At 70.2% G+C, this 22,500-nt stretch carries 19 protein-coding genes, 1 tRNA gene and 3 pseudogenes; 11 read left to right on the top strand and 12 right to left on the bottom strand.

All coding sequences use genetic code 11. The features are described from left to right. Positions 1-25: 25 nt before the first annotated feature. Positions 26-1,552, top strand: coding sequence for a tetratricopeptide repeat protein (locus AB5J51_RS24710; protein WP_369778661.1), 1,527 nt, complete (start codon positions 26-28; stop codon positions 1,550-1,552). 155 nt (positions 1,553-1,707) lie between these two features. Here the strand turns inward: AB5J51_RS24710 and hppD are convergent, their stop codons facing one another. Further along, positions 1,708-2,862 (bottom strand): 4-hydroxyphenylpyruvate dioxygenase, encoded by a 1,155-nt coding sequence (hppD, locus tag AB5J51_RS24705; protein ID WP_030299922.1) that lies wholly within the window; start codon positions 2,860-2,862, stop codon positions 1,708-1,710. Positions 2,863-2,991: 129 nt separating this feature from the next. On the opposite strand from hppD, the gene AB5J51_RS24700 reads away from it, so the two are divergent. The 4 genes from AB5J51_RS24700 (at position 2,992) to AB5J51_RS24685 (ending at position 5,738) form a co-directional block, all read left to right on the top strand. Beyond that, the gene (locus tag AB5J51_RS24700) at positions 2,992-3,462 is read left to right on the top strand and encodes an Lrp/AsnC family transcriptional regulator (RefSeq protein ID WP_053784852.1); all 471 of its coding nucleotides are present in this window, start codon (positions 2,992-2,994) and stop codon (positions 3,460-3,462) included. A gap of 77 nt (positions 3,463-3,539) precedes the next feature. Continuing rightward, on the top strand, positions 3,540-4,145 hold the full coding sequence (locus AB5J51_RS24695; RefSeq protein WP_053784853.1) for a transcriptional regulator: 606 nt from the start codon (positions 3,540-3,542) through the stop codon (positions 4,143-4,145). Between the two features lie 58 nt (positions 4,146-4,203). Beyond that, on the top strand, positions 4,204-4,416 hold the full coding sequence (locus AB5J51_RS24690; protein WP_369778660.1) for a hypothetical protein: 213 nt from the start codon (positions 4,204-4,206) through the stop codon (positions 4,414-4,416). After that, positions 4,413-5,738, top strand: a complete 1,326-nt coding sequence (locus AB5J51_RS24685; protein ID WP_369778659.1) for an MFS transporter — start codon at positions 4,413-4,415, stop codon at positions 5,736-5,738. The genes AB5J51_RS24690 and AB5J51_RS24685 overlap by 4 nt, the downstream gene beginning before the upstream one ends. On the opposite strand, the gene AB5J51_RS24680 is transcribed toward AB5J51_RS24685, so the two are convergent. The 5 genes from AB5J51_RS24680 to AB5J51_RS24660 form a co-directional block, all read right to left on the bottom strand. Beyond that, positions 5,668-6,465, bottom strand: coding sequence for a S16 family serine protease (locus AB5J51_RS24680; RefSeq protein WP_133897914.1), 798 nt, complete (start codon positions 6,463-6,465; stop codon positions 5,668-5,670). The two genes, AB5J51_RS24685 and AB5J51_RS24680, sit on opposite strands and share 71 nt — an antisense overlap. 114 nt (positions 6,466-6,579) lie before the next feature. Further along, entirely contained in the window at positions 6,580-7,221 is a 642-nt protein-coding gene (locus AB5J51_RS24675; RefSeq protein WP_053784856.1) for an IclR family transcriptional regulator, read from the bottom strand. A gap of 567 nt (positions 7,222-7,788) precedes the next feature. Then, positions 7,789-9,573, bottom strand: coding sequence for a DEAD/DEAH box helicase (locus AB5J51_RS24670; RefSeq protein WP_053784857.1), 1,785 nt, complete (start codon positions 9,571-9,573; stop codon positions 7,789-7,791). 126 nt (positions 9,574-9,699) lie between these two features. Continuing rightward, positions 9,700-9,918: a Fic family protein gene (locus AB5J51_RS24665; RefSeq protein WP_369778658.1), complete on the bottom strand. Its 219-nt coding sequence runs from the start codon at positions 9,916-9,918 to the stop codon at positions 9,700-9,702. Between the two features lie 76 nt (positions 9,919-9,994). Then, the gene (locus AB5J51_RS24660; RefSeq protein WP_136225439.1) at positions 9,995-11,476 is read right to left on the bottom strand and encodes an MFS transporter; all 1,482 of its coding nucleotides are present in this window, start codon (positions 11,474-11,476) and stop codon (positions 9,995-9,997) included. A 131-nt stretch (positions 11,477-11,607) separates the two neighbouring features. On the opposite strand from AB5J51_RS24660, the pseudogene AB5J51_RS24655 reads away from it, so the two are divergent. The 6 genes and pseudogenes from AB5J51_RS24655 to AB5J51_RS24630 form a co-directional block, all read left to right on the top strand. Beyond that, positions 11,608-11,943: pseudogene (locus AB5J51_RS24655) on the top strand (IS982 family transposase); the annotation flags it as partial. Positions 11,944-11,999: 56 nt separating this feature from the next. Beyond that, a protein-coding gene (locus tag AB5J51_RS24650; protein WP_369778657.1) for an IS3 family transposase occupies positions 12,000-13,210 on the top strand; the annotation gives its coding sequence in 2 pieces (ribosomal slippage) (positions 12,000-12,291 and positions 12,291-13,210; 1,212 coding nt in all). Continuing rightward, a complete protein-coding gene (locus AB5J51_RS24645; protein ID WP_369776403.1) occupies positions 13,158-14,357 on the top strand; it encodes an IS30 family transposase in 1,200 nt (399 codons plus the stop codon). Before AB5J51_RS24650 ends, AB5J51_RS24645 begins: the two co-directional genes overlap by 53 nt. A gap of 7 nt (positions 14,358-14,364) precedes the next feature. Then, positions 14,365-14,664: pseudogene (locus AB5J51_RS24640) on the top strand (integrase core domain-containing protein); the annotation flags it as partial. Positions 14,665-14,693: 29 nt separating this feature from the next. Continuing rightward, a pseudogene (locus AB5J51_RS24635) lies at positions 14,694-15,266 on the top strand (IS982 family transposase); the annotation flags it as partial. A gap of 131 nt (positions 15,267-15,397) precedes the next feature. Beyond that, positions 15,398-15,469, top strand: a tRNA-Cys gene (locus tag AB5J51_RS24630). Between the two features lie 60 nt (positions 15,470-15,529). On the opposite strand, the gene AB5J51_RS24625 is transcribed toward AB5J51_RS24630, so the two are convergent. The 6 genes from AB5J51_RS24625 to AB5J51_RS24600 all read right to left on the bottom strand — a co-directional run bounded on the left by AB5J51_RS24625 (position 15,530) and on the right by AB5J51_RS24600 (position 22,438). Further along, positions 15,530-16,078: a hypothetical protein gene (locus AB5J51_RS24625; protein WP_133897911.1), complete on the bottom strand. Its 549-nt coding sequence runs from the start codon at positions 16,076-16,078 to the stop codon at positions 15,530-15,532. Next, on the bottom strand, positions 16,078-18,342 hold the full coding sequence (locus tag AB5J51_RS24620) for a hypothetical protein (protein ID WP_369778656.1): 2,265 nt from the start codon (positions 18,340-18,342) through the stop codon (positions 16,078-16,080). Before AB5J51_RS24620 ends, AB5J51_RS24625 begins: the two co-directional genes overlap by 1 nt. A gap of 57 nt (positions 18,343-18,399) precedes the next feature. Further along, complete coding sequence (locus tag AB5J51_RS24615; protein WP_053784875.1) at positions 18,400-18,828, bottom strand: hypothetical protein; 429 nt, start codon at positions 18,826-18,828, stop codon at positions 18,400-18,402. A gap of 437 nt (positions 18,829-19,265) precedes the next feature. Further along, the gene (gene mycP, locus AB5J51_RS24610) at positions 19,266-20,435 is read right to left on the bottom strand and encodes a type VII secretion-associated serine protease mycosin (protein WP_369778655.1); all 1,170 of its coding nucleotides are present in this window, start codon (positions 20,433-20,435) and stop codon (positions 19,266-19,268) included. Between the two features lie 27 nt (positions 20,436-20,462). Further along, entirely contained in the window at positions 20,463-21,890 is a 1,428-nt protein-coding gene (locus AB5J51_RS24605; protein WP_369778654.1) for a WXG100 family type VII secretion target, read from the bottom strand. Next, positions 21,890-22,438: a hypothetical protein gene (locus AB5J51_RS24600; protein ID WP_369778653.1), complete on the bottom strand. Its 549-nt coding sequence runs from the start codon at positions 22,436-22,438 to the stop codon at positions 21,890-21,892. The genes AB5J51_RS24605 and AB5J51_RS24600 overlap by 1 nt, the downstream gene beginning before the upstream one ends. Between the last annotated feature and the right edge of the window lie 62 nt (positions 22,439-22,500).

The raw sequence follows: 22,500 nt of genomic DNA, 5'->3' as shown, positions 1-22,500 counted from the left end.
CATCATATTGACGCACAGTGACCCCATGGACCGTATCGACCGAATCGCCCGAATCGACGAGGAAGCGCAGCAGCCCGCGCCACCCGTGACCTTCACCGGCCGCAAGACCCTCGTGGCGGCCGCGGTCGCGGTGGTCCTGATCGCCGGGGCCCTGCTGATCCGGCCGGCCCGCCAGGGCGACGACGCGCGCCCGCCGGGGCCCACCGAGCGGGCCGCCTCGGCGGTCGGCATGGGTGCGCCGGCGGCGGCGGTGGACCTGACGGCGCTGGTCGCGGACCGGGAGCAGTGGGTCGCGGGGCACGACAAGGACGACGCGTCCTGGGCGGTGCTCGGGGCGGCGTACCTGGAGCAGGCGCGCCGGACGGCGGAGCCCGGCTGGTATCCGAAGGCGGAGAAGGCGCTGAAGCGGTCGCTGGAGATCCGCCCGGCCGAGAAGGGCAACTTCGACGCGATGACGGGCATGGGCACGCTGGCCAATGCCCGGGGCGACTTCGCAACCGGGAAGAAGTGGGGCGAGCTCGTACGGGCGCAGGCGCCGAAGCGGTGGACGGCCTACCCGGTGCTGGTGGACGCGTACACGGGCCTCGGCGACTACAAGGCCGCCGAGCGGTCGATGGAGCGGCTGGTGGACCTGCGGCCGGGGCTGGCGGCGTTCATCCGGGCCTCGCAGGTGTACCGGGACCGCGGCTGGCGCGAGGACGCGACGATGGCGATGGAGCACGCGGGGGGTGCGGCGAAGTCGCCGGCGGAGAAGGCGTACGTGCTGTTCCGTCTCGGGGAGCTGGCCTGGGAGCGCGGGGACGCGAAGGAGGCGCTGCGCCAGTACGAGGGCGCGCTGCGGGCGGACCCGGCGCAGGCGGAGGCGCTGGGCGGCCGGGCCAGGGCGCTGGCCGGGCTGGGCCGGGGCGGGGAGGCGGTCCGGGACTACCGGATGGCGCTGGGCCGGGCGCAGGTGCCGCGGCTGGCGCTGGAGCTGGGCGAGCTGCTGGATGCGCTGGGGCGCGGGGCCGAGGCGAAGGTCCCGTACGACATGCTGCGCACGGCGGCGGCGCGGGGCGCGGCGGAGGGGGTGAACGAGGCGGTGGTCCTCGGCCTGTTCGAGGCGGACCACGGGAATCCGGCGGCGGCCGTGCAGCGGCTGACGCAGGAGTGGTCGCGGCACAAGAACATGCAGGTGGCGGATGCGCTGGCGTGGGCGCTGCACAAGACGGGCGACGACGCGGGGGCGCTGGAGTACGCGAAGAAGTCGACGGAGCGGGGGGCGCGGAGTGCGGACTTCGCGTACCACCGGGGGATGATCGAGCGGGGTCTGGGCGACGACGCGGGGGCCCGGCGCCACCTGGAGGAGGCGCTGCGCACGAACCCGCGGTTCTCCCCCGCGCGGGTCCCGCTGGCGAAGCAGGCCCTCGCCTCGATCGGCCAGCCGCCGCCGGGCGGCCCGGAGAACATGCAGCCGACCAAGCCGTGGGTCGCCCCGGACCTCCCGAAGGCGGCGAAGCCGAAGCCGAGCCCGTCGCCCAAGCCGGCCGAGTCCGGCCCGTCCAAGGCCTGAAGCCGCCGGCGAATCCAGCCCCGCCGGCCGGGGAACCGGGGCGCAGCCCCCCGCAACGGCGCCGCACCCGAAACCAACGGCAAGGCCCCCGGCGCCGACAGGCGGCGCCGGGGGCCCGGGACCTGCGACCTAGCCGGGGGCCCGGTACCTGCGGCCTACAGGTTGCCCCGCTTCTCCTGCTCCCGCTCGATCGCCTCGAACAGTGCCTTGAAGTTGCCCTTGCCGAAGCCCATCGACCCGTGCCGCTCGATGATCTCGAAGAACACCGTCGGACGGTCCTGAACCGGCTTGGTGAAGATCTGCAGCAGGTAACCGTCCTCGTCCCGGTCGGCCAGGATCTTCAGCTCGCGCAGCTCGTCGATCGGGACCCGCGTGTCACCGACCCACTCGCCGAGCGTGTCGTAGTACGAGTCCGGGACCGACAGGAACTGCACGCCCGCCGCGCGCATCGTGCGCACGGTCGCCACGATGTCGTTCGAGGCCAGCGCGATGTGCTGGACGCCGGGGCCGCCGTAGAACTCCAGGTACTCGTCGATCTGCGACTTCTTCTTCGCGATCGCCGGCTCGTTGATCGGGAACTTGACCTTCTTCGTCCCGTCCGCGACCACCTTCGACATCAGCGCCGAGTACTCGGTCGCGATGTCGTCGCCCACGAACTCCTTCATGTTCGTGAAGCCCATGACCTTGTTGTAGAACGCGACCCACTCGTTCATCCGGCCGAGCTCGACGTTGCCCACGCAGTGGTCGATCGCCTGGAAGGTCCGCTTGGCCGGCGCCGCCACCATCGGCTCGACGGCGACGTAACCCGGCAGGTACGGCCCGGTGTAGTCGACGCGCTCGACCAGCGTGTGGCGGGTCTGCCCGTACGTCGCGATGGCGGCCAGCACGACCGTGCCGTGCTCGTCCTTCATCTCGTACGGCTCGTCCAGCCCGCGCGCGCCCTGCTCGACGGCGTACGCGTACGCCGCCCGCGCGTCCGGGACCTCGATGGCGAGGTCGATGACACCGTCGCCGTGCTCGGTGACGTGCTCGGCGAGGAAACGGCCGTGGTCCGTCGTCGGCTTGATCACCGAGGTCAGGACGAAGCGCGCGGAGCCGTTGGTCAGGACGTAGCTGGCCGTCTCGCGGACGCCGTTCTCCGGTCCGGAGTAGGCGACGAGCTTCATGCCGAAGGCGGTGGAGTAGTAGTGCGCGGCCTGCTTGGCGTTGCCCACGGCGAAGACGACCGCGTCCATGCCCTTCACCGGGAAGGGGTCTGCCTCACGCGCGGTGTGCGGGGTGGTTTCGAGGTTCACCAGAGACTCAGTCATAGGCGCAGAGTCCCGCCGATCCACAAGCTGCGCAATAGTTTCCGTTTTGGCTGTACAGACTGACCAGCCGGAGCAGAGTATGCCTAAGAGATCTGTGCAGTATGACCAGCCGATCGAGGGAAGGCTTCCATGGGCATCGACGAACTCGACGGCCGGCTCATCGTCCTGCTCGCCCGCGAGCCCCGGATCGGCGTCCTGGAGGCCTCGCGCCGGCTCGGCGTGGCCCGCGGCACCGTGCAGGCCCGGCTCGACCGGCTCCAGTCGAACGGGGTCATCCGCGGCTTCGGACCGCAGGTGGACCCGGCGGCCCTCGGGTACCCGGTGACCGCGTTCGCGACGCTGGAGATCAAGCAAGGCCAAGGGGCCGACGTACGGGCGCACCTGGACGGCGTACCGGAGGTGCTGGAGCTGCACACCACCACCGGGCACGGGGACATGCTGTGCCGGCTGGTGGCGCGGTCCAACGCGGACCTCCAGCGGGTGATCGACCGGGTGGTCGGCTTCGAGGGGATCGTGCGGGCCTCGACGGCGATCGTGATGGAGAACCCGGTGCCGCTGCGGGTCATCCCCCTGGTGGAGCAGGCGGCGCACGAGGGCTGAGGGCCGCCCCGAAGTTCCAAAGAAGGCGTTGCAAAGAAACCCTTGCACAGGACTCTTTGCAAGCCTAGGGTTGAGTCATGCCCGAAGAGCCGGAAGCCCCGGAAACCCCAGCGGAGGCGGAACTCCAGGTCCGCAAGCTCGATGCCCGCTCCTTGCGCGGCCTCGCCCACCCGCTGCGCATGCGCATGCTGGCCGCCCTGCGTCACGACGGCCCGGCCACGGCCTCGCGGCTGGCGGAGCAGTTCGGGGAGTCCAGCGGGGCCACCAGCTACCACCTGCGCCAGCTCGCCGCGCACGGGTTCGTCGAGGACGCGCCCGGGCACGGCAAGGGCCGCGAGCGGTGGTGGAAGGCCACCCACGACGGCACGCAGTTCGACGAGACCCTGATATACGCCACCGATCCGGAGACGCGCGGCGCCGCCGAAGCCTTCCTGCACGAGATCATGACGATCCACGCGCAGGAGATGAACGCCTGGCTCGGCAACGCCCACACCTGGCCCCAGGAGTGGCGGGCCGCTTCTGACCTCAGCGACTTCACACTGCGCCTGTCGCCCGCCCAGAGCCACGAACTCGTCCACAGGATGCACGAGTTGGTGAACAGCTACCGCAACCTGCCGGCGGCCGACGACGCGGAGACGGTCCGCATCCACACGCACGCCTTCCCGCGCCACAGCGGCGAGTAACGGCCGCCTCACCTCCCTGGTTCACCTCTTCCCGCTCGCCAGAAGGAGTCGTCCTGCCATGAACACCTTCACGCACGCCGAGATGCACCTCGAGAACCACACCACCCGCACCGCCGAACTGGCCGCCGAGGCCGCCGCCCGGCACCTGGCCCGGTCGGCGGACGCCACCCCCGCCCTGCGCAACCTGCTCGGCGAGGCCCTCGTCAGCGCCGGGATCCGGCTGATGCAGCCCGCCCACCTCCAGGCCCGCATCGTCCGGCACGCCGCATGAGCCGACGACCGTTCGCGGCCGTCCTGGCCGCCAACACCGTTTCCATAGCCGGAAGTTCGCTCACCCTGATCGGCGTCCCGTGGTTCGTGCTCCAGACCACGGGCAGCGCCGGCCGGGCCGGGGTCGTCGCCTTCTGCGCCACCCTGCCGGTCGTCGTCGCCGCGCTCGTCGGCGGCCCGGTCATCGACCGGATCGGCCGCCGCCGGGTCTCCGCGGCCTCCGACCTCATCTGCGCCTTCTCGGTCGGCGCGATCCCGCTGCTGCACTACGCGGGCGCGCTGGAGTTCTGGATGCTGTGCGCGCTGATGGCCGTCGGGGGCCTCGTCCACACCCCCGGCCTGACCGCCCGCGGCGTCCTGCTGCCGGACCTCGCCGAGCACGCCGGGACCACCGTGCCGCGGGCGGCGAGCCTGTACGACGCGGTCTCCCGCGGAGCCCGGATGATCGGGGCCGCGCTGGCCGGCGTACTGATCGCGGTCTTCGGTGCCGAGTCCGCCCTGCTGCTGGACGCGGCCACCTTCGCCGTGTCGGCGCTGCTGGTCACCGCCTTCCTGCGCGGGGTACCGGCCGCCGAGCCGCAGCGCGCCTCCGGGAAGATCTCCTTGGCCGGCTACCGGGCCGAACTGGCCGAGGGCTGGACCTTCCTCACCCGCTCGCGGCTGCTGGCCGGCATCACCCTGATGGTGATGATGACCAACGGCCTGGACCAGGGCTGGTCCGCCGTCCTGCTGCCCGTGCACGGCCGCGAGGCCCTCGGCGGCGCCACCGCGGTCGGCCTGCTCGTCTCCCTCTTCGGCGGCTTCGCGCTGCTGGGCGCCCTGCTCTACGGGGTGTGGGGCGAGCGGTTTCCCCGCAGGACCGTGTACGCGACGGCCTTCCTGCTGTGCGGTGCACCCCGGTACGCGGTGGCCGCCTTCACCGACACCCCGCTGCCGCTCGCGGTGACGATGGCGCTGTCCGGGCTGGGCGCGGGCATGCTGAACCCGATCCTGACCACCGTGCTCTACGAGAGGGTTCCGGACGAGCTGCGCAGCCGCGTCTCGGGCGTGACCACGGCCGGCTGCGAGCTGACCATGCCGCTGGGCGGGCTCGCGGCGGGCCTGCTCGCCGACGGGTTCGGGGCGAGGCCGGCCCTGCTGCTGTTCGGCGGCGCGTACCTGCTGACCACGCTCGCACCGCTGGTCTTCCCGGCCTGGCGCACGATGGAGCGCCTGCCGGAGACCGGCCGGGATCCGGTCGCCACGGCGCAGCTCAGCAGGACGGAACCGGCTCTCCCCGGGTCAGCGCACGCAGCGACTGCACCGCATCCGTCAGAGAACTGACGGGGACCAGCCGGAGCCCCTCGGGGAGTTCGGACTGCGCATCGGCGCACTCGGCCTCCGGTACGAGGAACACGCTCGCCCCGTCGCGCTGCGCGGCCTGGGTCTTCAGGGCCACGCCGCCGACCGCGCCGACCTTGCCGTCCGCGCTGATGGTGCCCGTACCGGCGATGGTGCGGCCGCCGGTGAGATCGCCGCCGCTGCCGTCGCCGTCGAGCTTGTCGACGATGCCGAGGGAGAAGAGCAGGCCGGCGCTCGGGCCGCCCACGTCGGCGAGGTTGAGCTGGACCTTCACGTCCTTCGGGTCCTTGTGGAGGTAGCCGAGGGCCGCCTGGGTGGCCGTCGACTGCGACGTGGCCATTTCCTCCAGGTTGTGCTCCTCGATCTCCTTGTCGCTTCCGCCCGAGGGGTAGACCGCCTCCTTGGGCATGACCGCCCGGCTGCTGTCGAACCAGTCGTCGACGAGCTCGGGCAGGGTCACGGTGGTGGAGGGACCGGTGGCCTGGATGGTGGTCATCCGGAGCTGGCCCGTGGTCTGCCGGGTCGGGGCGCCCGTCACGGTGATCACGGGCTTGCCGTCGCGGGCGCCGAGCACGTCGGCCGTGAGCCCCGGCTGGGCGATCACGAAGGGCAGCGGCGCGAAGGCCGCGGCGGCGAACAGCCCGAGCACGGGCAGGGCGCAGACGGCCAGGGCGGCGGGACGCGGCAGACGTGTGAGGCGAGAGAGCACCCGCCCAATCTATCGGGCGCCCCCACCGCCCCCGCGCCCCGCCGTCCCGCCACCCCCGGCGCAGGGAGGGCGGCGCGCCTCGGCGCAGGACGTGGCGCGCCTCGGCGCAGGACGTCAGCGCAGGGCGTCGGCGACCTCGCGGGCGGCGTCCACGACGCGCGGGCCGACCCGCTCCGGCACGGCGTCGGACAGCATCACGACGCCCACGCTGCCCTCCAGTCCCGTGATGCCCACGAGGGGCGCCGCCGCGCCGCTGGCGCCCGCTTCGAGCTCCCCGTGGGTCAGTGTGTAGCCGGGCTCGGTGAGCGTGCCCTGACGGGCCGCCAGAATGGCCCGCCCGGCCGCCCCGCGGTCCAGCGGGTGGCGGAAGCCGGGCCGGTAGGCCACGTGGTAGTCGGTCCAGGTCGGCTCGACGACGGCCACGGCGAGCGCCTCGGTGCCGTCCACGAGGGTCAGGTGCGCGGTGGCGCCGATGTCCTCGGCGAGGGACCGCAGCGCCGGCAGGGCCGCCTCGCGCACGAGCGGGTGCACCTGCCGCCCGAGCCGCAGCACTCCGAGCCCGACGCGGGCCCGGCCGCCGAGGTCGCGGCGGACCAGGGCGTGCTGCTCGAGGGTGGCCAGCAGGCGGTAGACCACGGTGCGGTTCACACCGAGGCGGTTGGAGAGCTCGGTGACGGTCAGACCGTGGTCGGTGTCGGCGAGCAGTTTGAGGACTCTGAGTCCTCGGTCCAGAGTCTGGGAGGTTTCCGCGGTCACGACGCCTCTCCCTCTCTCGGTGAGCGGCGGTGACTCTCGGGATGGAACGACGCCGGTCCCTCGGCGACGCACGGAGAGGCCGCCGGTAGCGGCCATGGCACCGGCTGCGCTCCCGCGGCGGCGCTGCCACGGGGCGTTCGATGCGGGGACAGTAGCGAGCGGGTCCGCTCAGCGGAAGGCCTCGTCCAGAATCCGGGCGCCAACTACCCCTTTATGCCGGTTCAGGAGTGCCCGCGGAGGCGGTTCGTGAGCTCGGCCCGCCGACGGTGCCTGTGCGATCCCCCGACGCCGGTGCCGCGTCCGCGGCCCCCGCAGCGCCGTACGCGGACCCGCGGACGGACACGGAACGTGACCGGGGCCCGTGCGAACCTCCGCACGGGCCCGGTGTCACAGTCCGTAGAAAGTCCGTGGGAACGGGGACGGGACGACCGTACGAACAGGCGACCGGAGGCGGGCCACCGGGCCACCGGGCCACCGGGGTACCGGGCCACCGGGGTACCGGGGTACCGGGGTACCGGGGTACCGGGGTACCGGGGTACCGGGGTACCGGGGTACCGGGCTACCGCGCTACCGCATCCGCGTGGCCCACTCCTGCACCTTCTTGATCCGCTCCCGCAGCTGCCCCGCCGTCGCCTCCGCACTCGGCGGCCCGCCGCACACCCGCCGCAGCTCGGTGTGGATCACCCCGTGCGGCTTGCCGCTCTGGTGGACGTACGCCCCCACCATCGTGTTCAGCGACTTCCGCAGCTCCAGCAGCTCCTTGTGCGAGACCACCGGCCGCCGGTCCGCCGGCAGCTCCAGCAGGTCCGCCTCCGCGTCCGGCTTGCGGCGGCTGTGCGCGATCTGCCGCGACTGCCGCTTCTGCAGCAGCATCTGCACCTGGTCCGGCTCCAGCAGCCCCGGGATGCCGAGGTAGTCCTGCTCCTCCTCGCTGCCCGGGTGCGCCTGCATGCCGAACTCGGCCCCGTCGTACAGCACCCGGTCGAAGACGGCGTCGGACTCCAGCGCCTCGAAGGACATCTGCTCGTCTTCGCCGGTGTCCTCGTCCTCCTGCCGGTTCGCCTCGTCCATCTCCTTCTCGGACTCGGCGTACGGGTCGTCCTCGCCCTTCTTCTTCGGCTTGTCGAGGACGTGGTCGCGTTCGACCTCCATCTCGTTCGCGAAGCCCAGAAGATAAGGAATGGTCGGCAGGAACACGGAAGCCGTCTCGCCGCGCCTGCGCGACCGTACGAAACGCCCGACGGCCTGCGCGAAGAACAGGGGCGTCGAGATGGTCGTGGCGTACACCCCGACCGCGAGGCGCGGGACGTCGACGCCCTCGGACACCATCCGGACCGCGACCATCCAGCGGTCGTCGTTCGCGCTGAAGGTGTCGATGTTCTTCGAGGCGCCGGTGTCGTCGGAGAGCACCAGGGTGGCCTTCGTCCCGGTGATCTCGCGGATCAGCTTGGCGTACGCGCGCGCCGAGTCCTGGTCGGAGGCGATGACGAGCCCGCCCGCGTCCGGGATGCCCTTCCTGACCTCGGTCAGCCGCTGGTCGGCGGCGCGCAGCACGTTCGGCATCCAGTCGCCGCGCGGGTCCAGCGCGGTGCGCCAGGCCTGCGAGATGGCGTCCTTGGTCATCGGCTCGCCGAGCCGGGCGGCGATCTCGTCGCCGGCCTTGGTGCGCCAGCGCATGTTGCCGCTGTAGGAAAGGAAGATCACGGGCCGGACGACGCCGTCACCCAGGGCGTTCCCGTACCCATAGGTGTAGTCGGCGGACGACCGCCGGATCCCGTCGTTCCCCTCCTCGTAGGTCACGAAGGGGATGGGATTGGTGTCGGACCGGAAGGGCGTACCGGTCAGCGCGAGGCGCCGGGTCGCCGGGTCGAAGGCCTCGAGGCAGGCCTCGCCCCAGGACTTCGAGTCACCGGCGTGGTGGATCTCGTCGAGGATGACGAGGGTCTTGCGCTGCTCGCAGCGGTTGCGGTGCAGCATCGGCCGCACGCCCACACCCGCGTACGTGACCGCGACCCCGTGGTAGTCCTTGCTCAGCGGCCCGGCGGAGTACTCCGGGTCCAGCCGGATGCCTATCCGGGCGGCGGCCTCGGCCCACTGCTTCTTCAGGTGCTCGGTCGGCGCGACCACGGTCACCTGCTGCACGACATGGTGGTGCAGCAGCCAGGACGCGAGCGTCAGCGCGAAGGTCGTCTTGCCTGCGCCGGGCGTCGCGACCGCGAGGAAGTCCCGCGGCTGGGTCTGCACGTACCGGTCCAGCGCACCCTGCTGCCAGGCGCGCAGCTTGCTGGCGGTACCCCAGGGGGCACGGCCGGGGAAGGCGGGTGAGAGGTGGTGGGAGGCGGTAGTAGTCACGGTCTCCGGTTCGGGCTCTCGGCGGCGGGCGCGGCGTTCGTACGTAGGACAACCGGGCCACCCTACCGGGGCCGGCCGGCCCCTCGCGGAGGGACAGGCCCGTGACCTCGGCGGGTGCGGTGAGCGTCACATCCGGCGCAACCGCTCGGCGATACGGGCCACATCGGCCTCGCCGCCGGCCGCGACATCGATGACCAGGCCGTACGCGGCGTCCTGGTCGACGTCGGCGAGGTCGATGCCGTTCACGGCGAGGGAGGTCGCGCCGGCGAGCCGGGCGGTGCGCTTGTTCCCGTCGACGAAGGGAGGGTTGGTCGCGATCCCTGCAGCAGCGTGGCGGCCTGCCAAACCCGGCCCGGCCGGCGCTTGAGGCGCGGGGGTCCGGGGGCGGGCCAGCGCCCCAGCTGCCCGCGGTGCAGCCCGCCTACGCCTGCGCAGCCACCGGCTGCGGCCCGGACCCGTCGGCGTTCAGCCTGGTCGCGACCCAGGCCCCCGCCAACGCCACCGCGGCCATCGGCAGGAACACGACCAGGAACGCGGCGGGGTGCGAGCCCGGCCCCTCGGCGGTCACGGCATGCGCCGCCCCCACCGCTCCCCCGCCCAGCGCGGCGAACGCCGCGCCCCCCGCCGCCAGCAGCACGACATTGGCCAGCGCGTCCGAGATCTGCAGCGCAGCGGAGTTGGCCCCCGCCTCCTCCGGCGCCGAGAGCTCCAGCAGCAGCACGCTCGTCGAACCGATCACCAGCCCCATCCCCAGGCACCCCACCGCCCACGCGGCGGCCAGCGTCCACACCGGCACGGACTCGATCAGCACGGCCGGGGCGGTGGCGATGGCGAAGGCCACGAGCACCATCCCGGCGACCATCAGCCGCTCCCGGTACGGCGCCATCCGCCCCTTCGACTGCAGCCACGAACCGCCCGCCCAGGTCACCCCGCCCGCCGCGAGCGAGAACCCGGCCAGCGTCGGGCTCAGCCCCCGCTGGGTGACCAGCATCAGCGGCACGAAGCTCTCCGCCGCGATGAACGACCCCGCGGCCACCCCGCGCAGCAGCACCACCGACGGCAGCCCCCGCCGCGCCAGGTAGGTCCCGCGCGGCAGCAGCCCCCGTACGGCGGGCACCAGCAGCGCCGTACCGGCCGCGGCCGGGAGCAGCGACAGCCACCGCGGATCCTGGGCGGCGTACTGCAACAGGCCCGCCCCGACGGAGATCCCGAGCGCCAGCCGGATCCGCCGCCGGTCGGGGGCGGCGGGCGGCGCGTCCGGATCCACCGGGCCGGACGCGGTCCGCCGTATCGCCGGCAGGGCCACCACGAGCGGGACGACGACCAGCACCGGGATGCCGAGGAACACCCACCGCCAGCCGAGGTGCTCGGTCACGGTCCCCGCGGCCAGCGGCCCGACGATGGACGGCACCACCCAGCTCGCGGCGAACGCGGCCATGATCGCGGGCCGCAGCCGCTCCTCGTACGCACGGCTCACCACGACGTACAGGGCGACGATGACGAGCCCCCCGCCGAACCCCTGCACGGCCCGCCCGAGGACGAACACCCACATGTCCCCGGCGGTCCCCGCCAGCACGAGCCCGGCGGCGAAGGCCCCGATCCCGACGGTCAGCGGCCCCAGCGGCCCCTGCCGGTCGGCCCACTGCCCGGACAGCACCATGCCGAAGAGGCTGGTGGTGAAGTAGGCGGAGAAGGCGAAGGCGTACAGCCCGATCCCCTCCAGCTCCCGCGCGGCGACGGGCATGGCCGTCCCCACGGCGGTCGCCTCGAAGGCGATCAGAAAGATGACGGAGATGATCCCGATACTGAGCGTCCGGTACGCGGACCCCAGAATCCCGCCCTGGGCTCGGGGCGGGACCGGCGGAGCATTGCGCTGTGGCACACGGGGTTCGAGGGCACTCATCGCCCCAGAGTAAGGCGCGTGCCGGGGTTGCGCCCCTGTCATTTCGGCGGATCCCGCACTAGTCCGCGAGACCTAGACGAGTAAGTCCGAAGTCTTCGAGCGCATGAAGCGAGGGTCTCGTTGGTTCGCTTGTGACGACAAACCTCGAAACCCTCGCGACAGCACTGTACGTGAGGATCGATGACTCTCTGGCAGGAACGCGGCGGCCGGGCCGTCCTCCGAGGCTGACGGATGCCGAGCTGTTGACGCTCGCGGTGATGCAGGCCGTGCTCGGCTTCGTCTCCGAGGCCAGGTGGCTGCGTTTCGCTCGCTGCCACCTGGCCGCCGAGTTCCCCTACCTGCCCGGACAGTCCGGCTACAACAAGCGCCTGCGGGCCGCGAACAGACTGATCGGCCGGTTCATCCGAACCCTGGCCCGGGACACCGATCTGTGGCACGACGACGTGTGGATCGTGGGCCTTGACCCCGGGTTTTGGACACCGGAGACACTTGGATCTTGATGGTCCAGGAGAACGGAGTCCCCGTGGGGATGAAGCACTATCCCGCCGAGTTCAAGGCGGACGCGGTCGCGTTGTACCGGTCGAGGCCGGGAGCGACGATCAAGTCGGTCGCGGCTGATCTCGGGGTGAACACCGAGACACTGCGAAACTGGATCCGGGCCGCCGACGGGCGCCGGCCCGGCGCCCATTCCGCACCGCCGGCCGCTGCCCGGGATGGCGGTGACGACGTTCAGGCGGAGCTGGCCGCGGCACGCAAGAGGATCCGTGAGCTGGAGGAAGAGCGCGACATTCTCCGCAAGGCGGCCCGGTATTTCGCGACGGAGACGCGCTGGTGAACCGCTGCCAGTTCGTTGAAGATCACCAGCGCCGTCACGGCGTGAAGCGGCTCTGCGACATCCTCGGCCTCTCCCGCTCGAGCTTCTACTACTGGCGCCGCACCGCGGCCGCGAGGGCGGCCCGGCAGAACGTCGAGGCCGGGCTCGCGGCTCGGATACGCAAGGTTCACCAGGACTCCGACGGCACCTACGGAGCCCCCAGAATCACTGCCGAACTCCGTGACGAGGGCGGCCCGGCGGTCAACCACAAGCGCGTCGCGAGGATCATGCGGACCATCGGACTTGAGGGGGTCCGTCTGCGCCGCCGGCACCAGACCACCGTCGCGGACCAGGCCGCGGCGAAGGCGCCGGATCTGATCGGCCGTGACTTCACCGCGGTCGTAGTGAACACGAAGTACGTAGGAGACATCACGTATCTGCCGGTCAGTGGCGCGAAGCCGCTCTACCTCGCGACCGTCATCGACCTCGCCTCACGCCGGCTGGCCGGGTGGGTGATCGCCGATCACATGCGAGCCGAGCTCGTCACCGATGCCCTGGCGGCCGCCGAGCGAACCCGCGGGAGCCTGGCTGGAGCGATCATGCACACCGATCACGGCTCGCAAGGCGGATTCAACTGGTCGTCGCAACACCTCATGATCATGGAGGTGTGGGGTGGTTCGTCGTCAGCGGGCAGCGGATCGGGCGGTGCGTCCGAAGCTGAGGTCTCCGGGGCATCCGAAGTACCAGCGACACGTCGAAGTGGCGTTCTGGGCGGAGATCGCGAAGGGCCTCCTTGCCGAGGAGGCCGCGGGCATTGTCGGCGTGGCGCCGGCGGTCGCGACGCGCTGGTTCCGCCAGTGTGGCGGTATGCGGCCGTTCGATACGAAGCCCTGTTCGGGCAGGTACCTGTCGTTTCGTGAGCGGGAGGAAATCGCGCTCCTCAAAGCCCAGGGCAAGGGAGTTCGCCAGATCGCTCGAGACGTCGGTCGTGATCCGGGAACGATTTCCCGTGAACTGCGGCGCAACGCGGCCACCAGAGGCGGCAGGAGTGACTATCGGGCATCAGTCGCCCAGTGGAAGGCCGACATGGCCGCGCGCCGGCCGAAAACGGCGAAGCTGGTTGCCAACCCGCGGTTGCACGCTTACGTCCACGAGCGGCTGTCCGGTCAGATCAGCACGTCACGCGGCAGGGCGATCGCGGGTCCCGCGACAGGCGAGTGGACGGGACGGAACAAGCCACATCGCAAGGATCGGGCGTGGGTCCAGGCATGGAGTCCGGAGCAGGTCGCGAACCGGATCAAGGTTGACTTCCCGGATGATGAGTCCATGCGCATCAGCCACGAGGCGATCTATCAGGCCCTCTACATTCAGGGCCGCGGAGCGCTGAAACGCGAGCTCATCCTGTGTCTTCGGACCGGTCGCGCTCTGCGTGTGCCGCGAGCGCGATCACGGCGGAAGACTTGGGCGCACGTCACGCCGGAAGCGTTGATCAGCGAAAGGCCCGCCGAGGCCGAGGACCGTGCTGTTCCCGGTCACTGGGAAGGTGATTTGATCATCGGGCTGGAGCGTTCCGCGATCGGCACCGTGGTCGAGCGGTCGACCCGGTTCACGATGCTAGTCCATCTGCCCCGCGAGGACGGATACGGCACGATCCCTCGAACGAAGAACGGCCCCGCGCTGGCCGGCTACGGAGCGATCTCCATGAAGAAGGCACTCGCCAACACTATGTCGACGCTGCCCGAGCAGCTGACACGGTCCGTGACATGGGACCGCGGCAAGGAAATGTCGGCACACGCGCAGTTCCGCATCGAGACCGGCATCCCCGTATTCTTCGCCGATCCCCACAGCCCATGGCAGCGAGGCACGAACGAGAACACGAACGGACTCCTGCGCCAGTACTTCCCGAAGGGCACCGACCTCTCGCGCTGGTCCGCCGAAGAAATCGAAGCCGTCGCCCACACACTGAACACCAGGCCACGCAAGACACTCGGTTGGAAGACCCCGGCCGAAGCATTCAACGAGCAGCTACTGTTGCTCCAACAGACCAGTGTTGCAACGACCGGTTGAGTCCAAGCAATATACGAGTAGGGCCTTCGCTGAAGCCTGCAGGTCAGCAGGGGTCCTGCAGAGCATGGGCGCGATCGGGTCCAGCGCGGACAACGCCGCCGCGGAAAGCTTCAACGCCGCCTTCAAGAGGGAGACGCTCAAAGGCCGGAAGGCCTGGTCGAGCGAGCGTGAGGCCAGGCTCGACGCCTTCCGCTGGCTGACCCGTTACAACACCCGGCGCCGGCACTCCCGCCTCGGTCAGCGGTCTCCGATCGCCTACGAGAACACCCTCCGACCAGCAGCAACTACCCTGGCCCAAGCCGCATAGACGTGTTCAAAATCCGGGGTCAAGGCCCCGTGGACTCCACCCCGGTGGAGTGCGCCCGGTCCCGGCCCACCGTCAAGCGGTCCGACCTGGCCGGCTGGGCCGCCTACTCCTACTGCCCCTCGCACTCGCGGTTCTTCTGGGGTCTTCGCCTGCACCTGCTCTGCACCCCCGGCGGACTCCCGGTCGCCTGGGCCCTGGCCAACCCGAAAACGGACGAGCGGGAAGTCCTGGCCGCCATGCTCACCCAGGACGCCGATCTGCTGGCCACCCACCCCGGGCAGACCGTCATCGGCGACAAGGGCTACGTCTCCAAGCACCTCGACGCCTTCATGACCGACCACGGCCTGACCCTGCTCCGGCCCAGCTACCGCAACCGCACACCGCGGCCCGGCGAGCACCTGCTCAAGCCGGTCCGCCAGCTGATCGAGTCGGTCAACGACACCCTCAAGGGCCAGCTCGACCTCGAACGCCACGGAGCCAGGACCCCAGCCGGAGTCCTGGCCCGCGTCGGGCAACGGATCCTGGCCCTGACCGCGGCGATCTGGCACAACCGGGCCAACGGAACACCGTTAACCAGGTCACTCATCGCCTACGACCACTGACCAGCACTTCGGACTTACTCGTCTAGGCCCCCACGGCCCATGAACGCAGCATGGCAGTCACGTTGCAGCCCCCACGCCCCTCTTCCCGCCCCTCGGAACCCCTCGTACGGTCATACCCGTAACCACCCCACAGCCGTGTGCCCGAGTGGTTGAGGGACTCGCCTGCAAAGCGAGTTACGCGGGTTCGATCCCCGCCACGGCTTCTCCGAAGGCCGCTCAGGAGTGTTCTGAGCGGCCTTCTCTCTTCCGTCCCGCGGTGTCGGCTAGCTCGCGCACTGGGTCTGCTGCTTGCCCGCCTCGACGAACTTCGTCATGAGCCGGGTGAACAACGGGCGGGATCCGCCCTTCTCGACTTGGTCGGTGGATCCGCTGAGCGACAGCTCGACCTGAAAGGGCTCGTCGCTCCCCTTGCAGACGAGGAGTACCCGAGCCCCCGTGTTGTACACGATGCCCTTGTCGCCCAACGGCAGCGGATCCGCCGCCGGCTTGATCAGCTCGGTGTTCCAGAAGAAGCTCTGCTCCAACGGCTGGCGCGTCGCCGAGGCCAGGAACCGATCTTTGCCGTCCACATCGACGCTGCACGTGGCGCCCCGGCGCACCGCGGTCAGCCGCATGTCGGCCGGTCCCGACTCCTTCACCTGCTCGCCGTTGCCCACCAAGGGCCCCAGGTCGGATCGGGAGAACACTCCGAAGCAAGTGCGCTCGGGCAGCTTCGAGGCAGCCGTTTCGGTCCCCTCGGAGCAGCCGGTCAGTGCGGCCAGGGCTACGGGGGCGGCCGCCGCCAGCACAAGGGCGGACCGATGGACAGGCATCAGGAACCTCCGTTGGACGTCGCGACCTGGCCTCGGCCGACGGCATGGGCGTTCGCAGTCTCGGTCGACGCGACTCCAGCGAGGGCGTCGATGGTCCGCTGGGTCATGCCGGTTCCCTCGGCGGCCTTCCGGACCGACTGCGCTGCCGACAACCCGGCCTCCCTCTGGGCGTCCGTGTAGTCGATCACCGCCTTGTGGTCGATCTCGCCGATCTTCTCAGCCTTGTCCTTCGTCGCCCGCTCGACCACGCCTTCCGTGATGTCCTCCTGGAGCCACTCCACGACGTCCCCGGCCAGGGGGACCATCTCCAGGTACTTGCCGCCTGCCGCACTGATGGCGCGGTTGACCCACTTGGCGTTGTCCTCGACGCCCTTTACGTACTCTTCCTTCGTGTGGGCGTTCTCGCCGAACGTGCCCTCGGCCCTGGCCTCGGACAGGATGCCCGCGATCTGACCGCCCGGGTGTACGGCACTCTTGATCGCCGCGTCGACATCGTCGTATTCACTGCGATGCGCGATGACGTCGTTGATGAGCGTGGTCGTGAAGGCCCGCTGGGAGTTGGTGATCGCGCCGTACGCGTCCGGGTCCCGGCCCACCGCGCCGATGAACGCCGCCATGTCGGCTTTGTGGAAGTCGGCCATCTCACCGTTGGCCTTGATCATCCCGCTGCCGTTCTCCGCCGAGGCCTGGATGTCGGGCATATACTCGGCCGCCATCTGACCGAAGTGGCCTGACAGCCCCTTCAACGGGTCGCTGCCGTCCTCGCCGGGCTTCCCGGTGACCAGCTCGGGCTTGTCCCCGATCTTCTCGACGACCCGTTCCATGACGGCGGCCATCTCCTTGGTGTGCGGTACCGGCTTCGCGTCCTCGTCGCCGGTCACCCGGCCCGAGACGGCCGCTTCCAGGGCATTGCCGAGCGCATCCTGAGCCGGGTGGAGACTGCTGGTCCTCGACATGTCGAAGCCGTCCACGTACGGCTTCTTGTCGAGCATGTAGTCGACCATGCCCTGTGCCTTGCCGTGCTGCCCGCCGACCGTCTTGTCGTCCTTCGTGACGATGCCGTCCCCGTTACTGTCCTCACGTACCGGCTCGTTGAAGAAGGCGGTCGCGGCCTCCGGGTTGTGGTTCAACGCCTCCATGAGACCTGTCAGCGGGTAGAAGCCCCTGCCGCCCTCCGCCCCGTGGTTGAGGGTCAGCTTCGGGTCGAACGGCGCACCGTGCTCCCACACCTTCGGATTCTGCCGATCCATGGCGACCATGTCGCGGCCGACCGAGGTCAGGAACTCCTTGTCGTACGTCCCCTCGCGCAGCAGGGCCCCCAGCGCCTGGTAGCCGTAGACGTTCGTCATCAGGCCGACGTCCATCTCCTTGCGGCCCGCCTTCATCAGCTGGGTCGTCCACGCGGCGTCGAGGTGGTTCGGGACGTCCTTGTGGGTCGCCAGGCCCAGCATCGCGCCAAGGTCGCTCTGGATGTTGCCGACCATGAGTGCGCGGTCCAGGCCGGCCGGGCCGAGGCCGGTCGCATCCAGCGACATCCTCGAGTACGCCTGGAGGGTGCCCTCGGGACCCACCTGGCGGTAGAAGCCGGTCGCGAACTCGGGGTCGTTGCGGTTGTCGTCGAGCAGGTCCTCCAACTCGCGCAACGCCTCAGGATTACGCGCCGTGCCGCCCTCGCCGGTGACCTTCTTCATCAGATCGGCGGCGCGGTCGACCTGCTCCGCGTCGAGGGTGGTGTATTTCGGCGCGCTGAAGTCGTGGTCGTCGGCGAGATTGGCCTGGAGGGCGCGGACCAGCGAGTCGTCGGCGTCCTGCGCGTCCTCGACCGCCCGGTTGACCCGCTCCTGCCACAGACCGCGGTTCTTGCGGAGGGACTCCTGGTAGTCCGGGTCGTGCTGCGCGGCGTACTGGTCCTTCGGGTCGGCGAGCGGGACGGCGCTGACCCGCCCGGACTCGTCGATCCGGAAGCCGGCCGCCGGGGCCTCGTCGATCAGCTTCCTGATCTGGTCCTGGGCGGCCTTGAACGTGGCGTGCCCGTCGGTCAGGAGCAGGTGGATGCCCTTGGCCTCCTTGGCCGCGTCGTCGAACTCCTTGGCCGTCTTGTCGATGAACGGCCTGGCCACCCCGGCGGTGACCCCGCTCCACTCCGCCTTGTCGGCCTTGGCCTTCATCCCGTTGCGGGCGGACTCGGCCAGCTCCTCCAGCTTCGTGACCATCGCGCCCCAGTCAGTGATCGCGGTCCGGAGCTTGTCCAGGGGAGCGTTCATCACGTTCTCGTACGTCAGCACTTGTCCTGCGCCTTTCCTGCACGCCCTGTGCGGCCGCTACTTGAGGAGCTGGTCGATCTTGGAGGCCGTGAACTCGGCGTACAGGTTCTTCTCCTCCTTGTTGTGGGAGGAGACGGAGTAGTTCAGGCCGTTAGAGATGTTCGCGCAGGCCGCGATGAGGGTCTTCAACTGGCTCTCCCAGCGCGTGTTCAGCTTGAGCAGGGCGGCTCCGCTGGCGAAGTTCTCCTTGGAGAGCGCACCGGCAGCCTCGGCGGTCGCCGTGGCGGCGTGCTTGCCATCGGTGGACAGCCGCTCGTGGAGCTGGAAGGCCTCGGTTCCGATGGCGCCGATGTGGTCCTGGTTGATCTCGAGATCACCGCCGCCGGTCCCACCACCGCCGGGGTCGGTGGGGACGTGGTTGAGCCGCATCGAAACGCTGGCCGCGGCGGTGGCGCGCGCGGTGGACCATTCCTCGTCGAACGACATCGCGTGCTTTTCTCCTTGTGTCACATCAGCGTCTAACACGTTGAACTGTGCTCATGGTTACGGCTCCGGCGTTGAGCAGGCAGGCTCCCATCCCGGGGACGGCCGGGGGAAGGAGCCTGCTGGTGTCTGTCCGGTTCCGTACACGGGGTGCGGATGCGGGGGCCGGTTTGCGTCGGCCGGGGCTGGTGAGGCGGATGACGTTGCTGTCGCCTCGACGATGTCCGCCGGAACGGGTCGCCGGGGGCGGACAGCGCGGTGGGCGGGGCGTACTGCTCCGCAGCCGACGGGGTTACTTGGCCGCTCGGAGCCGGCCCACCGATGGGGTCCACCGCGAAGGGCCGAACCGTCTCGGCGCGGGCGGCCGGGAGCGCGGCGCCCCCGGCCGGTGGGAGACCCACCAAGACCGAGGTCGTCCCGCGCCTCCGCATCTGACGCCGTCAGGCGTTTCTACGCCGGATTACGACCGCCGTGACGGCGCCCCCGATGAGGACGCATGCCCCCAGGGCAAGCCCGATCCAGAGAATGCTGCTGCCGCCGTCCTTCTTGGCTTCCGCCTGGGGCGCACTGGACTCGGGCTTCTTGCCGTCGGCCGACGGGGCGGGCGAGTTCTTCCCGTCCGCCGCCGCCAGGTCGGGCAGCGGGAAGACATCCGCCGGACCGGGGTCGCCGGGGGTGGGCACGGCGATTCGAGGCCGGACGATGCCGTAGCCGATGTAGTCGTTGCGCTGAGCGCCGTCAGACGGCTTGCCGGCGGTGTTCAGGAGGACGCGGAGGACCTGGTTGTTGGTCCAGTTCGGGTGTGCGGACCAGAGGAGGGCGGCGGAGGCGGAGGCGAGGGCGGTCGCGTCGCTGGTGCCGTGGGTCTTACACAGCCCTGACTTGCCCTTGCATGCGGTGACGATGTCCATGCCCGGGGCAGCCATATCGATCTGCGGGCCGTGCTGGGATTCCTTCGTCGGCTCGCCCTTGGCGTCCACCGCACCGACCGCCACTACTCCGGGGGTTGCGGCGGGATACATGACCCCGTTGACCGTATCCCCGTCATTACCGGCACCGGCAAAGATCAGCTTCCCCTTGGAAAGCGCATACTTCACTGCTTCACGACGGGCTTCATCGTCTTTCGGCGTACCGGCAATGGCCAGGGAGATATTGATGACCTTGGCGTCGGAATCAGCCGCATACCGAATGGCATCGACCCAGGAGGGGGTGCTCAGCCCCTCCTGCACGCTGCCCACCCGGATCGGGAGGATCTTAGCCCCGGGCGCAAGACCGTATGCTCCATCGCCAGTCGGGTGCTTTCCAGTTGCGGCGATCATGGAAGAGACACCGGTGCCGTGCCCGTTGTAATCGTTGTCTCGGCCAGTCTCTACATCCCCAGCAGGAAAATTCTTGCCCGGTAGGACCTGGCCCGCGAGCTCCGGGATCTGGTCGACACCGCTATCGATCACCGCAACGTTGACGCCTTTACCGGTGCTGATCTTCCAGATGTCTTCGGCTTTCATCGTGTCGAGATGCCATTGCTGCGAGCGAATGGTCTCCGCATGGGCCGGGGTCGCGGCGACCCCGGCCAGCAGCAGGCCCACCAGGGCCGCGGTCGCCTTACGCATGTGCATCTCGTACAACGTCCGTTCTGCTCAGTCGATCACCGGCGGAGCAACACGACGGTCGCCCTGCCAGGTCTCTTCGTCTTCGACCAGGTAGTCGGGGCGTTCGCCGCCCTGGTCCTCACGTCGCCTGCCCGGAGCATGCGTACCCGCACCCGCGTGGCCCATGGCACCGCCGCCGTTGCGCACGAGACCCGAGCCGCCCTGGGTGAACGGCTGCCCACCGGTGGCCATGCGTCCGCCTGCCACAGACTGACGGCCGCCCACGATGCCGCCCGGCTCCGAGGCCAGCCGACGAGCCGCCGGGGAACCGCTCACGCCGCCGACGTGGCCACCGCCACCACCGTGGGGACCGCCGCCCATCACGCCTCGGCCCGTCTGCGTCCCCTCGGTGCCGATGACCGTACCGCGCGGGATACCCGGGTTGGGGCCGCTGGTCGGCACTTGGCGGCCGCCCATGATGCCGGAATCCCGCGGGGGCAGGCCGGCGATCGGGTTGACCTTGCTGAGGCCGTTACCGCCGGGACCGAGACTCGGGAGCTGACCGGGCCCGAGGCCGGGACCCGTCTTCCCGGTGATCGGCGGGAGCGCCACGGGCGGGATGGGAGCGATGGGGCCCGGTCCGGGGCCCACCGGGAGGTTGGGGACCGGTGTGCCCGTCGTCGGGGGCAAGGTCGTCGTGGGTGGCGGCAGGGTCGAAACGTGGTCGAGGTCCACGTCCACGTTGCGGTCCGGGATCCCGGGCACGTGCGTCGGCCCCGTCGTCTGGGGCAGAGTTACGTCCGCAGTCGGCTGGTGGCCCGGCACCAAACCAGGCTCGTTCGAGGGGGCCTCATGGCCCGCGGGCGCGTATGAGTGCGAGGATCCGACGGACCCAACGCCTCCGCCGGATCCAGGCCGCGCCATGTCCTCGCTTTCATAGACATGTGGCGGCACGAAGTTCCCCGGCGGCGGCGGAAACGTAGGAATCTCCGCCTTGTTCATCTCGCCGTACGACAGCTCGTACGACTGCGCCAGGTTGTTCATCAACCTGATCGACTCGCGGTGATCCGCGTCGAGCTTGCTCCGCTCCTGGCTGGCAATTTGCTGCGCATCCGGGTCGTTGTGCGCCTTGCGCGCCGCTTCCAGGTTCTCGGCGGACTTCGTGTCGTAGGCGGGCATGTCCCGCGCCTCGATCATCTTCTGGACGGTGTCACCCATCCACTTGGCGCCCGTCGCGCTGTACTCGCTCAGCCGGAGCGTCGCGTTGCCGGCCCGGCCCACCCATTCCTGGAAGGCCGTGGCCGCTTCACCTTCCCAGCCGGTGACGCGGTGGTTCTTGAGCTTCTCCGCGATCTTCGCGATGTCCTCGGACGCCTTCTGCAGGCGGTCGGCGCGGTCCTTGACCGCTGTCGGGTCCAGCGAGGCCCTCATCTCGCGCAGCTTCTGGTGCGAGTAGCCCTCAAAATTCGTTGCCATCAGTAGTTACCCCCCTTCGCGTTGCCACCGGTGCCAGGAGTCTCGGGGCCAGGGTGCTTCGACGCCGCCAGCTTGCGCTGCTCCTCCACATACGGGTCGCGCTCCGGCACGTACTCTTCCTTCGCCTTCTTGGCGATGGCCGCCATACGTCGCTGCGTGTCCTCGTCCACACCGCTGTAGCCCTTGCCCGCCATCAAGATCGCGATCCCCATGGCCTCGATCAGCCCCGCCAGGCCCTTCGAGAGCTTCTCCAGCTCCGAGACGACCGTCGTGTACGACTTGAAGAGAGCGTCCGCCTCCGGGAAGCCCGAGCCGAGCTTGGCTGCCGGCAGGGTGTTGGTAGCCAGCTTCTTGTGGTCCGCAGCCGAGCCCGTGAGGTCGTCCAGGAGGTCATCGACCATCTTCTGGTACTCCGACAGCGTGTCGTGCTCGATCTTCAGGTCGGCCGCGGCCTGCTGTGAGGCCGCCTGCCTCCTGATCGCATCCGCCAGGCCCGAATTGAGGCCACCAAGCCCCGCCAGCCCGCCCGGCGCGTTCTCCTCTGCCACGATGGCCTCCCCGACTCCCCGAAATCCCCGTGGTCGCAGCGTTTCCGCCGCTCCCCGTCCCC

The organism is Streptomyces sp. R33, from assembly GCF_041200175.1.
Classification (GTDB): domain Bacteria; phylum Actinomycetota; class Actinomycetes; order Streptomycetales; family Streptomycetaceae; genus Streptomyces; species Streptomyces katrae_B.
Note: the sequence above shows the minus strand (reverse complement) of the source record. Positions and strands in the feature narration are given on the sequence as shown.

Bases quoted from the DNA above. Each gene is read 5' to 3' on its own strand.
- AB5J51_RS24605 (WP_369778654.1), bottom strand. From the start codon at position 21,890: ATGGCAACGAATTTTGAGGGCTACTCGCACCAGAAGCTGCGCGAGATG.
- AB5J51_RS24710 (WP_369778661.1), top strand. From the start codon at position 26: ATGGACCGTATCGACCGAATCGCCCGAATCGACGAGGAAGCGCAGCAG.
- AB5J51_RS24620 (WP_369778656.1), bottom strand. From the start codon at position 18,342: ATGAACGCTCCCCTGGACAAGCTCCGGACCGCGATCACTGACTGGGGC.
- mycP (WP_369778655.1), bottom strand. From the start codon at position 20,435: ATGCGTAAGGCGACCGCGGCCCTGGTGGGCCTGCTGCTGGCCGGGGTC.
- AB5J51_RS24615 (WP_053784875.1), bottom strand. From the start codon at position 18,828: ATGTCGTTCGACGAGGAATGGTCCACCGCGCGCGCCACCGCCGCGGCC.
- hppD (WP_030299922.1), bottom strand. From the start codon at position 2,862: ATGACTGAGTCTCTGGTGAACCTCGAAACCACCCCGCACACCGCGCGT.
- AB5J51_RS24645 (WP_369776403.1), top strand. From the start codon at position 13,158: ATGCGGCCGTTCGATACGAAGCCCTGTTCGGGCAGGTACCTGTCGTTT.
- AB5J51_RS24660 (WP_136225439.1), bottom strand. From the start codon at position 11,476: ATGAGTGCCCTCGAACCCCGTGTGCCACAGCGCAATGCTCCGCCGGTC.
- AB5J51_RS24690 (WP_369778660.1), top strand. From the start codon at position 4,204: ATGAACACCTTCACGCACGCCGAGATGCACCTCGAGAACCACACCACC.
- AB5J51_RS24685 (WP_369778659.1), top strand. From the start codon at position 4,413: ATGAGCCGACGACCGTTCGCGGCCGTCCTGGCCGCCAACACCGTTTCC.
- AB5J51_RS24625 (WP_133897911.1), bottom strand. From the start codon at position 16,078: ATGCCTGTCCATCGGTCCGCCCTTGTGCTGGCGGCGGCCGCCCCCGTA.
- AB5J51_RS24700 (WP_053784852.1), top strand. From the start codon at position 2,992: ATGGGCATCGACGAACTCGACGGCCGGCTCATCGTCCTGCTCGCCCGC.
- AB5J51_RS24695 (WP_053784853.1), top strand. From the start codon at position 3,540: ATGCCCGAAGAGCCGGAAGCCCCGGAAACCCCAGCGGAGGCGGAACTC.